The 12436-nt window shown below is 45.0% G+C and carries 13 protein-coding genes, 1 tRNA gene and 1 pseudogene; 4 read left to right on the plus strand and 11 right to left on the minus strand.

Annotated features, from left to right (window positions below):
- Positions 1 to 167: 167 nt before the first annotated feature.
- The 3 genes from ACTJJS_RS11490 to ACTJJS_RS11500 form a co-directional block, all read right to left on the minus strand.
- Positions 168 to 461 (minus strand): putative quinol monooxygenase, encoded by a 294-nt coding sequence (locus ACTJJS_RS11490; RefSeq protein WP_168873069.1) that lies wholly within the window; start codon positions 459 to 461, stop codon positions 168 to 170.
- Positions 458 to 1285: an SAM hydrolase/SAM-dependent halogenase family protein gene (locus ACTJJS_RS11495; RefSeq protein WP_168873070.1), complete on the minus strand. Its 828-nt coding sequence runs from the start codon at positions 1283 to 1285 to the stop codon at positions 458 to 460. The genes ACTJJS_RS11490 and ACTJJS_RS11495 overlap by 4 nt, the downstream gene beginning before the upstream one ends.
- 198 nt (positions 1286 to 1483) lie before the next feature.
- Positions 1484 to 2299 (minus strand): SDR family oxidoreductase, encoded by an 816-nt coding sequence (locus ACTJJS_RS11500; RefSeq protein ID WP_343745588.1) that lies wholly within the window; start codon positions 2297 to 2299, stop codon positions 1484 to 1486.
- Between the two features lie 192 nt (positions 2300 to 2491).
- Between ACTJJS_RS11500 and ACTJJS_RS11505 the strand changes: the two genes are divergently transcribed.
- Positions 2492 to 2564: transfer RNA gene (locus ACTJJS_RS11505), tRNA-Lys, on the plus strand.
- Positions 2565 to 3141: 577 nt separating this feature from the next.
- On the opposite strand, the pseudogene ACTJJS_RS11510 reads toward ACTJJS_RS11505, so the two are convergent.
- The 4 genes and pseudogenes from ACTJJS_RS11510 to ACTJJS_RS11525 all read right to left on the minus strand — a co-directional run.
- Positions 3142 to 4080 (minus strand): annotated as a pseudogene (locus ACTJJS_RS11510) (recombinase family protein); the annotation flags it as partial.
- 10 nt (positions 4081 to 4090) lie between these two features.
- On the minus strand, positions 4091 to 4501 hold the full coding sequence (locus ACTJJS_RS11515; RefSeq protein ID WP_440663799.1) for a recombinase family protein: 411 nt from the start codon (positions 4499 to 4501) through the stop codon (positions 4091 to 4093).
- Positions 4488 to 4640 carry a hypothetical protein gene (locus ACTJJS_RS11520; RefSeq protein ID WP_168873158.1) on the minus strand — a complete coding sequence of 51 codons (153 nt, stop codon included), beginning with the start codon at positions 4638 to 4640 and terminating at the stop codon, positions 4488 to 4490. The genes ACTJJS_RS11515 and ACTJJS_RS11520 overlap by 14 nt, the downstream gene beginning before the upstream one ends.
- Positions 4641 to 4851: 211 nt before the next feature.
- Complete coding sequence (locus ACTJJS_RS11525) at positions 4852 to 5220, minus strand: hypothetical protein (protein ID WP_440663800.1); 369 nt, start codon at positions 5218 to 5220, stop codon at positions 4852 to 4854.
- Between the two features lie 345 nt (positions 5221 to 5565).
- Here ACTJJS_RS11525 and ACTJJS_RS11530 point away from each other — a divergent pair, with 345 nt between their 5' ends.
- The gene (locus ACTJJS_RS11530) at positions 5566 to 6723 is read left to right on the plus strand and encodes a hypothetical protein (protein WP_440663801.1); all 1158 of its coding nucleotides are present in this window, start codon (positions 5566 to 5568) and stop codon (positions 6721 to 6723) included.
- Here ACTJJS_RS11530 and mobC read toward each other — a convergent pair.
- The 4 genes from mobC to ACTJJS_RS11550 form a co-directional block, all read right to left on the minus strand.
- Entirely contained in the window at positions 6720 to 8705 is a 1986-nt protein-coding gene (gene mobC / locus ACTJJS_RS11535) for a conjugal transfer protein MobC (protein WP_440663802.1), read from the minus strand. The two genes, ACTJJS_RS11530 and mobC, sit on opposite strands and share 4 nt — an antisense overlap.
- Before the next feature lie 92 nt (positions 8706 to 8797).
- Positions 8798 to 10048: a relaxase/mobilization nuclease domain-containing protein gene (locus tag ACTJJS_RS11540; protein ID WP_440663803.1), complete on the minus strand. Its 1251-nt coding sequence runs from the start codon at positions 10046 to 10048 to the stop codon at positions 8798 to 8800.
- The gene (locus ACTJJS_RS11545; RefSeq protein WP_440663804.1) at positions 10033 to 10425 is read right to left on the minus strand and encodes a plasmid mobilization protein; all 393 of its coding nucleotides are present in this window, start codon (positions 10423 to 10425) and stop codon (positions 10033 to 10035) included. Before ACTJJS_RS11545 ends, ACTJJS_RS11540 begins: the two co-directional genes overlap by 16 nt.
- Before the next feature lie 252 nt (positions 10426 to 10677).
- Positions 10678 to 11574: a toprim domain-containing protein gene (locus ACTJJS_RS11550; protein ID WP_440663805.1), complete on the minus strand. Its 897-nt coding sequence runs from the start codon at positions 11572 to 11574 to the stop codon at positions 10678 to 10680.
- Positions 11575 to 11742: 168 nt separating this feature from the next.
- On the opposite strand from ACTJJS_RS11550, the gene ACTJJS_RS11555 reads away from it, so the two are divergent.
- Both ACTJJS_RS11555 and ACTJJS_RS11560 read left to right on the plus strand, forming a co-directional pair.
- A complete protein-coding gene (locus ACTJJS_RS11555) occupies positions 11743 to 12018 on the plus strand; it encodes a hypothetical protein (protein ID WP_440663806.1) in 276 nt (91 codons plus the stop codon).
- Between the two features lie 7 nt (positions 12019 to 12025).
- Complete coding sequence (locus tag ACTJJS_RS11560) at positions 12026 to 12367, plus strand: hypothetical protein (RefSeq protein WP_440663807.1); 342 nt, start codon at positions 12026 to 12028, stop codon at positions 12365 to 12367.
- Positions 12368 to 12436 lie beyond the last annotated feature (69 nt).

Raw genomic sequence — 12436 nt, forward strand, 5'->3', positions numbered from 1 at the left:
TGTTTTAAGGTCCGACAAAAATATAAAAAGTAGCAAATTATGCTAATCTGCCGAACAGTTTTAACTTTTTGTAAATATCTTTTTAATTGTTAGCTATCCGCTTGAATAGTAGCCGGTTTGGGGGGAATTAAAATACCATTAGAATTCCCAGTCCGCCCGGCGGGCGTTCAGGCTTTGAAAGCCTCTGTAACGGTCCATGCTGCTGGTTTTGCGCTGAAAAGCACTTTAGTGGCCGCCCATGTTTCCCGGAAGAGGTCTGACTGCCGGTAGGCTTCCAGTGCGGTTTCGGACTCCCATTTGCTGAAGGTGAAGAAGGTGTTTCCGGAGGCCGGATGTTCCCAAAGTTCGAGGTGGAGGCATCCGGGGAAGTGCCGGATCAGATTTTGTTGACGGGAAAACAGTTCCCGGAAGGAGTTTACCTTGTCGGGCGCAAACTCCATCTTAACGAGTCTGTTGATCATTGAAATATTATTCTGACAGTTTGGTAAAATGAAAGTTGCTGGAAGCCGGTGGGCTGGGTCAGTTGGTCCCTGCGGAATCCCTGCAGGCCGAAGAGGCCGGCGGCATTTCCTTTGTTGATAGCTATTTCGAGGTAGCCGGCAGCGTTAAAGAGGGCCAGTTTCTGGCCTTCGGGCACGTCGGCGTAGGATTCGCTGATCTGGTTGATGACTTCATTGCGGCGGAAGAATATCTGGAAGCGGCGGTTCTTGCGTTGCGCATCGAACTGGTCGCGGGTGATATTGACCACTACGTTTTCGAAGCTGTCGATATGGATGATCTGGCCTTCGATGAAGTCATCGCCTACCAGGGGTTGCAGGTTATGTTTTACCTGGATCTGTTGCGTGAGGGGCGCTATTTCCCCGAGCGCTTTGCCTCTGCTCAGTTCACGGGCAGCCATGGCCAGCAGCTGGATCATGGTGAACGTGGTCTTGGGCGCATTGGCGGGCAGCGGTATTTTCACCACTTTCTCCGGCATACCTCCGGCGATCATGGTCAGCAGGCCGTTATCGGCACAGCCGATATACTGGCCGTTATGTTCCGCCACCAGGACGTGGTCCGGTTTCCGGTCGAACAGATTGATCAATACAAAATGGAACGTGCCAAGCGGAAACCAGGCGAAAGCGCTTTTACAGATGTAAGTGGCCTGGGGGAGATTGAACGGGCTGATATGGTGGGTGATGTCCGTAACATGACATTCCGGGCAGTAATGCCAGAGCTGCCCTTTGATGGCACCTACCAGGTAATCCTGCATCCCTATGTCTGATGTTAATGTTATAATGGACATGCCAGAAATTCTAAATCCCGCTCTAAATTCACATTTCAACGCCCTTCCTTGCTAACAGTTACCGGTATCACATCTGAATGGCATAATTAAATGTCCGCTTTCCTTCCAAAAAAGATGCCATGGGGTTTTAAATGCAATCTCATTGCAAATAAAGGTAAAAATACCGATGGCGCCTATTTTAAGCAGAAAATTTGATTTTTACTGTAAAGGGGAATTGGGTTCTTTCTTAAAGTGGTTATAAACGAGTTTGTCCAGCATGCCGGGTATCACCCTGCTGAGGAATACGGTGAGCTTGCCCTGTCCTGTCAGTACCAGCGTGCGTTTGCGCTTAGCGATAGCTTTGGCGATAGCTGTTGCCACGGCTTCAGCGCTCATGAGTTTGTCCTCGTCGAGCGGCGTTTCACTCTGTGCCTGTCCCTGCGGGTTCAACGCCGTATTCCGTATATTCGACGACGTGAAGCCAGGGCATACCCACATCACGTTGACGCCTGTATGCAGATTCTCGGTCCTCAATGCCTCGAGGAAACCCTGCATCGCGAATTTGGAAGCGGAGTAGCCGGTCCGCCCCGGAAGGCCGCGGTAGCCCGCAATGGAAGATACCCCCACGATAGTGCCCTTCGACGCCAGGATAGCCGGCAACGCATACTTGGTGCAATAAACAGTCCCCCAGAAATTGATATCCATCAGCGACTTCAGCACACTCAAATCCAGATCACGGAACAGTGCCCGCATGGAAATACCTGCGTTGTTGATCAACACGTCGATACCGCCGAACTGTTTATTCACCGCTTCAATGAATGCCTTACAATCGTCTTCTTTACTCACGTCCGCAACAAAGATGAACAGCCCCTTCGGATTGTTCAGCTCATTGCGCAGCGCTTCCAGCGCCGGCAGCTTGCGGCCGCATACCGCCACATTAGCGCCGTGTTGCAGCATCTCCACCACCATAGCCCTGCCAATCCCCGATGATCCACCGGTAATAACGACTGTCTTGTTCTGAAAGAAAGTTTTCATGGGTATATTTTTGCACTGCAAAAATAGGCGAGAAGTTCATAGTAACAGCATTTTATTATAGGTGTGATACATATTTGTACTGCTGTTATTGGCTTATAAGCCTTATTGGTGGGGATCTTCAGAATTTTTTTGACAAAAACTTGTTTAAAAATAAATTATTCCTATTTTTGCACTCCCTTCAGAAAAGGGAATGATTCCGTAGCTCAGTTGGTAGAGCAATACACTTTTAATGTATGGGCCCTGGGTTCGAGTCCCAGCGGGATCACCTGATGGGACAAGTCTAAAACAGATAGGCTTGTCCCATTTTCTTTTTCTGCCAAAGCCTTATCCATGCTGAATATTAGCTGAACTGCATAATTTACTCTAGGAGTTCGATATGCGTCACCAGTAAATACCAGTTTATCGGGGTATATCGAACTTATGATCTGTCGCCGGGTTTCTACTGCACCACTTTCATATAAATTATCAAGCTGAGAAAGGTTTCGCATACCCTTTTCGAGAATCCCCTCAATGTTGTAGTTTTTCTTAGGAATCTCCGCCAGCCGATCCTCTAGCTTTGAAATGGCTTTTTCATACTCTTCTTTACTTTGCCTAAAATCTTCGTCAGTGATTTTGTGTTGGAACAGACATTTCCGTGCCTCCCTTATCAGGTCTGTATAGGTGTCTATTTGTGACATTAAACTATCCCTTTCGTCATTGGTGCTTTTAGTTTGGGCCTTAAAATAGTATTCGAGGGCAGGCCGGAAAATATCACGGAATGGAGATCGTGGCACAAACTTGCGAAGCTCTTTTGAAAAAAGCTGATTTGCCCTCTCTGCTGGAAAGCGGCATCCGCATGATGTTATGCAATGGTAATAGTGATAATGCTTGTATTTGCCTTTCGATGCGCTGCCGGTTAGCATCCTGCCGCAGCGGGGGCAAACTAAAAAACCGCGCAGCGGCAGGTTGTCATCAACAACAATCTTTGTCCGTTGCTTTTTACGCCGTCCGTCGAGAATTTCCTGTACCAGATAAAAAAGGGTTGAAGATATGATAGGCTGGTGTTTCCCCTGCACAAAGATACTTTCCTCGTCTTTGAACTTAGGAACGTGAATTTTGCCGCAATAGATTGGATTACGTACTGCCACCCAAAAATTGTTCTTGCTGCATTTTAAACCACGCTTGCGAGCCATTTGCAGGATCTGCTCTGTATTGAACCGGTTGGAGGCAATTTCTTCAAATACCCACCTCATGATATCTGCCTCTGGTTGCTTAGGGCAGATGTATTTAACCTTGCCGCTTTCGTCCGTTTTGTTTTGATACCCGATCGGAGCTGTACCCATCCAGCGGCCTTCTTTTCGAGCGCGGCGCATTCCATAAAAAACATTGAGAGCGCGACGGTCATTCTCGACTTCAGGCGTGGACAGATACACGGCCATCATGATCTTGCTTTCGGGGATCGTCATGTCCAAAGGCTGCTCGATTGCCTGCGGTTCCACTCCGAGTTTACGAATGGTGCTAATCATCTGATAGGCATCCCCTGCGTTGCGAGAAAATCTATCCCATTTGGTGAAAAGCACAAGATCAACCTGATGCTTCTTTTTTCGCCAATCGAACAGGAGCTTATTCCACTGTGGACGATTGAAAGTTTTGGCACTGTGATCCTCAAAAATCACTTGGCGTATTTGAATAAAGTTGTGGTCGCAGTATCTACGCAGCACTTCTTCCTGGCTTCTTTGGGAGAAGCCTTTGTCTCGCTGATCGTCTGTACTCACTCTGATGTATAAATCTGCTACTAACATATGGTTACTTTTAAAAAAATTGATTAGCAATAACTATCCGCGCATAATTGTCATTTTGAGGCCCGTATAATTTTATGGCGTCGGCAAAGGATTCCGAATCGTCAATTGGCATAACGGTAATCCCCATTCTATTAAGAGTAGCTTTTACAATAAGCAATTCCTCAAAGTTCTTACTGAATCTGTCCCACGACGTGAACAGTATAAAATCGGGCTTGACAGCAGAAGACTGTAAGCGTTTGTAGTATGCTAACCATCCGCTTCTTTTAAAGTTACCAGCGGGACAGTAGTCGAATATTTTTTCCCCTATTTCTAACTGGTGGATGGTGCAGTATTCAAAAAGTGCCTTTTCTTGGTGCGCAATACAATTCCGTTGGGCGGAAACCTCATTCCTTGCGCGTATATATAAATCAGCTTTCTTCATGACTTAAAATTTCGGTGATTGTAATTTCAGCAAATAGATAGATAATGTCGAGGATGGCTGCGGCTTCTTCCACAGATACAGTAATGCCCTGTTCACCCAGTATTTTAACTGCGGTTTCCGGCTTCATTTTTTTGTCCATAACACACACTTGTTCATACTTCACAATTCCAAGTGCTAAGAGGGATATAACGAAATTACTAATGAAAGTGCATTGTTTTGTTGCCCTGTGCGGTCTGGCGATCTCTGTATAATCGTTCGGAACAAAGCAAGATGTATCTATGTGCCACAAATTTGAAAGATTTAGAAAACGTTTAATAAATCGTTGAAAAAATTAAATGTTTGTCGTTTACTCATGGAGGATTTGATCGCCTGTTTTTTGCTTTCTCTCGAAGAGAAATAACGTCCTGAATGTCTTTTACAATCCCCTCGTCAAATAGCACTTTCATACCGGGGCGATCCTTGATTAGTTGTTGTTTCTCCTTTTCCATATAAATGTCGTATAGATGCTCGTAAAGAGCGAAGTAGTAGCCAATCTGATAAATAAGAAGCTGACTTTTGAACTTTCGCAGTAGGCTTTTTTGTTGGATGCGATTAATGGAAGCAATGCGATTTCCAAGTTCATAAAGATGCAGTTCAGTTGTTTTGAGCTGCTGGCGGAGCTGCTCTGAAGACCACCTATTATAGCGGTAGTCAGCAATTATTTGAGGGAGTATGGGCATAGCGTTAAGGTATACGCGAAAAGTACGTGAATTAGCAGATTTTCATTAATTTGAAGGTGTTGACTTTTACGGAGCAGCGGTTGATTTTTACCGAATGAAAGACTGCCGGTGAAAAGGCTTGCTGGAATGGTTCCGATGACGTAAATTCGTGCCCTCCAATCAGACTTTCTCCCGCGATAAAAATGTATGCGTGTTTCAATGGCTATATATACATATACACATACACGCATTCGTTACACTAACATGATGGACTGATTCCAAAAAAAAGAGACTGGCGTTTACAAGTAATTAACATTTGGAATTTGGAATCAAAGTATTTTACGACATTCCTAATCAATAGTAACTATGAGTTTCACTGAAAGAAAAACCGTTGACGAAGAATTAAAAGTTCTTGAAACAAATGTGGCGCAAGTAAAAAAGGCTTCGCGAAATCCAATTGCACAGCCGCCAGCGTTGTTAAATATAAATGGACAGCCGCTGTTTCGGCCCTATACCATCAATGCTATTCAAGGTAAAGAAGGTAGTCATAAAAGCCGGTTGGCGGAGATCATCTGCACTGCCGCTATTGTCGGAAATAACGCTGTCGGTAATCCGGGTGGCAATCAACTGAATATTGTCGCAAACCCGGATATGCCCTGCCATGTTTTGTATGTTGACACTGAACGCAACATGCAGGACGAGTTTCCTACTTCTATTCAATCCCTGAATAGGAATGCGGGCCACAAACCAAATACCATTTCATCCCGTTTTACTCCTGTTCCTATATTGAATATTTCCCGGGATAATAGGCTGGAAGTTTTGCAGTCATATGTCGAAAAACTGAGGAAAAAAGTAAAGGAACATATGTTGGTCGTTCTTGATGTTTCTACGGATTGTATCGATGATTTTAACTCCTCTACAAGTGCAAACAAGATCCATGACTGGATGAACGTCATGAGAACTGAATTTAATATGACCTTCCTGCTGTTGATACATGAGAATCTGAGCGGAAATGACAAAGCCCGCGGACACGTAGGTACGGAGCTTACATTGAAGGCGTCTACTCAATTGCAGATACGTCGTGTGAATGATAAAGAGGACAAAGATGTTTTCCAATTGGTGTTTAAGAAAATGCGTTTTAAAAGACGGTATGAACCGATTTATATTGCTTATGATGAAGAGCTGGAAACATTGGTTAAAGTGGACTACAAGGATGAAGATAAAAGCGAAAAGGAAGGCTCCAGTTCGGCGAACGAATTACACGCTGCCCTGGCTGAAGCCTTTAGCGAACGACGAGAATATTCTCGTGCGGAGCTTGCATCTTTTGTAGCAAAGAGGTTGAACGGTGCCTATAACGAAAACACGGTAGCGCGCAAACTGTCAGACCTCAGTCGTGAGGATCAGTTTATATTGAACATCAACGGAGGTGGAAAATTCATATCAGAAAAACGCAGTCGCGAAACCTTTTATCTGTTTCAACCTACTGCCGAACATGACGTGGCAGATGCTCCAACAGCCAATTAAGTTTTTTTCACGATCAGCCCTTCCTGCGACGGATCATTTAAGACGCTTTGTAACACTGCCTCGACTATATCTTGCACATCCTGCTTGATGATGGCGTAATTGTCCATAATATCCTTGCGGGTTACAGGTTTAACCACCGGGACAGGTAGATAACTTTCCTTCTCATTTTTCAAGACGGCGTTATCGACTTTCACATGAGCATGGAACCGTTTTAGTTCAATGGGCTGCTCAGGTGTATCTGCGCAAATTCCAACAAATTCACCACTCGATAGGTTTGAAATCGTACTCACTGGCACGGCCATTTCCAGTTGCTTGCTTCGGGAAATGGACGTGTCACCGCTGTTAATGGAGATACTCTCTCTATCTTGCATTGTTTTGCCGAGGCGCTCCGATACCTGTTTGGCGAGTTCCCCGCTGGTCTGACCGATCATAATATTCCCGCAAATGTTCAACACAACATCAGCCCACTCTTTCCCGTACTGAAGCCTCAACTGATGATCCGACTGCATAGCCAAAATGGTAGAAATTAGATGGCTTCTCGCGCTGGCGATTTGGGTGCTGAGTTCCAAAAATGTGAGGGTGGGAAATTCATCTAGTACTACTGCGGATTTGGTTTTCCCTGGCTGGTTCATGATCTTGCTGATCCGCGTCATGAACAAGCTCAATAGTGGCCCGTAAACCTCTTGTTTCTGCGGGTTGTTTGCCAAACACAAAATCTTTGGTGCAGCAGGGTTATTAATATCTAACGTGAAATCGTTGCCGCTTAATAGGTAGTATATGGTTGGTGATGACAGCCGGGCAAGGCCAATTTTGGCAGCATCAAGCTGGCCCTCCAGTTGCTCCATTGTGTTTTCAACGAACGCAGAAATGAAAGGTGAAATGAAAGCTGATATTTCCGGCTCTGTTTGAAGTACCGTAAACAGCTTATCCATTTTCACCTGCATAAATTCTATGACATGCGGCAAGGTGCAGTAGCGGCCATCTTCATATTTTCGTAGAAACCAAATGACAGAAATGGTGAAATTAATTGCAGACTCCACGAAAAAATCTCCTTGCTTGCGGAGCCAGCTTTTGTTGGTACCGAGCATGAGTATGCGCGCAGCTTCAACGGCATCAGAAATGTCGTGCATCATCTCGGGGAATAGCGGATTACAGCGGTTACTGTGCGGGAGGTCGTCAAAATTTATTACGTGAAATGTGGGTTTCACCGGATACTTATTCCGGTTTTTCAGATAGTGGTTGTATGCAATAATGGTGAGGTCGGGATACTTGAAATCATACAACACCATTGCATGGTGTTTGGCAAGAAGTTGCCGGATTGCAGGCTCAATTAGGTATCTGGATTTTCCTGCTCCGGGCGATGCCACACAGAGTAGGCCACGCGCAGGCGAAACATAGTTCAGCCATGAATCCCGCCGAGAGCCTTTGTAAAAATAGAACGCAGGTAGGTTAATCGAAAACTCATTTTCAAGTAGTTTCTCCTGCTGCGGAAACGTTTCATTCTCCTTGTTAAAAATATCTCCGCTCAGTCTTTTTTTTAAAGACCTGGCTATTATACTGCCTCCTGTAATGAGTAGTATAAACGCCAGTGCATTTAATAATATGTATACAGTAGCAACAACTTGCGCCGGAAGTCTGTCTACAATTAATATCAGACCACTGATAAAGTAGATTATTAATCCGGAAAAGAGAAGGGCTACACCGGCTTTAGCGTCAGCTTTTTCATCCTTCCTGCCGCGCACTCCGAGTAAGGAAAGAAACAGGAACAAAAGTGCTATGAGTTTACTTTTGAAGTACCCTGATAGTAGCCCAGTCTTTATAATGTTTTTCAGTAATTGGTCTGATATATTGCTCGTCCACCCGACGAGCTTAAAAGCGTAATAGCAGTGGTGGTAGCAATGAAGGAGAAGAATTACTATTGCTATCATTCTTGTGAGGTCAATGATCTTTTTCAACCCCTGTTCGTTTTCACCTGTTCGCATTGACATAACAAAATATTTTTGTACTTGATCTACTGGCTTCCGAAGTATTCTTTACTGGATTCGCACCTGCGGAATGTTGGTTGCCAGCAGGTTTAATGAAATAGTCTTTTTCGCTTTTTCCGTTTTCTTTCGTCAAATTCAGCCTGCGGAGAGGTTTCCTTTTCTATCTCCAATACCGATTCGATAGCGCCTTTTACTACCTCTGCGGGCGTCTGCTCTGGCTTGGGTGAAAGGGATGTTGCGGGTTTGAGATGCAGGGCATTCTGAGGCGTAGGCAGGATCTGCTGGAGGCGATTTTGCATTTGGTTTGCACTGTAGGCTTTACCGAGATCAGAACCATTAAAAACAGTTTGGGTTTTGTGATCTACATAGGTCAACCCATAGATGATACCATCCGCGTTTTGTCGAACCACAAGGGCGATCCGCTCTTTCTGTAAATGTGTTTGCAGCTCGGGTATGGTGATTTTACCTTTTGTCGCGATGATATAGTCTATGGCGTTGCGAACACGCTGCATATGTGGGCGGCGGTCGATTTGATTTTGTTGGAATCTTTTTTCCAGATTTTTAAGTGTGGGTTTGTTGTAGATATGGCTTGCCGGGATAGGCACGCCCACTTTTTCGCCATTGGTGTTAAGCACCCTATAAACCAGTCCGCCAGCTTTGTATATGCGGGATTCTTTACCGCCCTGATCGGCGGTGATATTATATTGTCGCAGGACGGCATTCAGTTCAGGTAGCGAGGTGTATTTGTATTTCGGAAGGACTGCATCGAGAACATTGGCGATTGCTCGTTTAGTGCCTGATGCGGCATTTTTTCCGTACAAGATTTTCTCAACATTTACCGGCTTTACTTCATGTACCTGCTGCCGCTGTTTTGAATCTGCCCGGACAAGATTAAAGTCCTTTTCTATTTGTTTTCGCGCCTTTTCTGACTGGTTTTTGCCGATGTTATGTAATGGTATCCTTTTTCCATTTCGCCTGATATTCGTGGTGACGATATGTATGTGCGGGTGGCTGGCATCGTTGTGACGATATACGAGGTACGGTTGATCTCCAAAGCCGATTTTCTGAAGGTAAGAATCAGCAATTTTTTGCAGCGTACTGTCGTCGATTTTTTCCGATGGATCAAAATTCAAAGAGATATGGACGCTGTTTACTTTCGTGCGCTCGTTACGAGCCGCGAGGTTCTGTAATGTTCCCAGTTTGTCGGTGATGCCTAGCTTATGCGTGTCCTTTGCGAAGTTCCGGGAATGAATGAGGACAGCAGCGGACTGCTTTACCTTATGTTCATTGTAGTGGAGTGCATTGCGCAGGGACTTGCTGGCGTTTACTCTTGCAACCATTTGTCATTGATTTGAGCGATTTTCTCTTTGATCTCGATGATCTTTTCGTTCAAGGCTTTACGGCCAGCTTCATTCAGTGAGAGCCAACCTGCGAGGTCAGATTTATCATTGAGCATGTGGAGTTTTTTGACGACCTGGTTGTAGTTGTTGGCGATGGCATTCAGCTCGTCTTTGAGCAGAATTAATACTGCCATTAAGTCATCGAGCGACTGGTTTCTGTGATACATTTTGATGGGCTTGTCCAATAGGATTTTCCGAATATGCTCACTGAATTTTTGGCTTGACGAAGTGGTGAATTGTGCGTATAGCTTATTGTATTCCTCCGGCGTGAGCCGCACATGGAGGTGCTTGTCGCGATTGATCTTTTGCGCTTTCATTTGATAAATTTTGAATGGGAAAAAATGGTTCTTTTAGCGCCTGTGGCGATTCCCGGCCCCGACTTCGGAGAGGGCCGGCCAGATTCGGTTGAGGCTTGTGCCACAACCGTACATCTGGCCGATCGCGGCGCAGCAGGCGATCTCAGATTTTGTCATGGGTGACAAATGGGTGTGCAGTACTGGATGCAGCAATGGCCTATGGCAAACATGGGCCGTTGCCCAGGTGAGTAGAGTACCTATCGCCGGGAAATGCTAAGGGCTTCGGCGCTGTTGGTGCTGGTTGTGCTGGTGCTGTTGTTGTGGATGATTTGTTAGCAGCCAGTCATTGAGGTCTTTGGAAGGTGCATATAGCTTGCGTTCGTCGCTGAATTTATGGCAGTCGATAGCCATTGCCTGCTTAGTTACCTTGTCGCCTGACTTGTCGTTGTCGAGATATAATTTGACACGATCATGGGCTGTCATGCGGGAAATATTATTGCCGAAAAAAGAGAGAGAGTTTAGTATCAAAAAATTGGTTGGTGGCTGTTGTTTGTTGCGATTAATGGCTTGATGGGAGAGGAAATTAAAAAAGCCTTCAAATACTGCAAGCTCACCTGATTTGTTGTCTATAAACGTGGACGTTTTGGGTGCGGAGCTGGCTTTGATATACTTGTTGCGCAGCTCGTATCCACCAGCATCATTTTTGAATCCGATGGCATAGTAATTTTTCCCTTTGAGATCGTAATGCACCTCTTTCAAATATCGTTCTGCGGTATCCAAGGGAATGCCGCGTTGTCGCACATACTGGATCAATGGAAGTGATGTTATCGGCTGAACTCTGCGGATAGTAATTTCACTCTGTGGCCCGTTTGGATCTTCCTTCTGCTGGGTTGGTCTAAACGTCGGAGTGTTTGCATCCAGTTTTTGCAGAAAATCTTTCACGGAGCATTGGTGGAACTTGATGCCGAAGTCGATCAGGTTGCCGTGGTCACCACTACCCCAATCCTTCCATTTGTTCATGCTCCGATTGATCTTGAAAGAGGGTGTCTTTTCATCCGGACGTAGCGGGGAAATATACCAGTAATGAGGTTCGTTAATCGTCTTGGGCTGGAATCCTATTTTGGCAAGATAGTCTACCATGTCCAGCTCTTTCGCTTGCTCTATTGTCATAACTCACAGTTTTCAAAATCCACTAATCAATAATGCAGATACAAAAGTAACTCTGTGGCACAGCGGGGAACATACCCCTGCAAATAAGGAAGTAGGATAAGCATGGATGTGATGATGGAAGAAAATATTTTTACAACAGAAAAATATTGTTCATAAAAACGCAAGTGTATGTTAAGTGCAAAAGACGTAGTGGTGGTGTTTGAAACATTACTCGCAAGCCCTGGAATGGGTGATTCGGTGAAGTTGTCTGTGAACCAACCGCGCAGACTAATCCTGCTTTTGGTGAAAGTGATTGATTCAGGCTTAAAGAACAGGGAAGATAGTCTACTAGCAGGTATGGATGAAAATACTGCTGGCGAGATAAAAGGCATTGCGGATGAGTTGCTGAAGAAAGCCGGGCTAACTGAACTGAACGAAAAAATATCCTTGTTAACGCAGAAATGAAATGAAGATGGAGAACAATGTGCTGGCGTGGGGGAAAGCCCTAGAGATCGGGCTGCGTCCAAAGGATTATCCTTATGAATCAAAAATGATTCCTACCGGATTGGTGGTTGCCCGTTTGGACTTCAAAATATGGGCAAAGAAGGTGATGGGGATTAATGGTTACTTTTCACAGGAAGGAGGCTTGAGGTTCCAGTTGACGGTATTTCTCAACAAACGGTTACGAAACTATACCTTGAACAGTGAATCGTTGGACTTTGCATTTTGTCCAGTAGATTATCGGTATGAATTGAAAATCGGAATACGGAAAGGCAGACCATTTTTGGAAAGCATTCGATGCCTGGAGTTGTAGATCATTGTCTATTTAGGTAATTGCAAGCTGCCGCCATGCGTTGTCTTCTATCAAATGAGCTAACGCATG

Source organism: Chitinophaga sp. 22308 (assembly GCF_052045305.1).
In the GTDB taxonomy this organism is placed as follows: Bacteria; Bacteroidota; Bacteroidia; order Chitinophagales; family Chitinophagaceae; genus Chitinophaga; species Chitinophaga varians_A.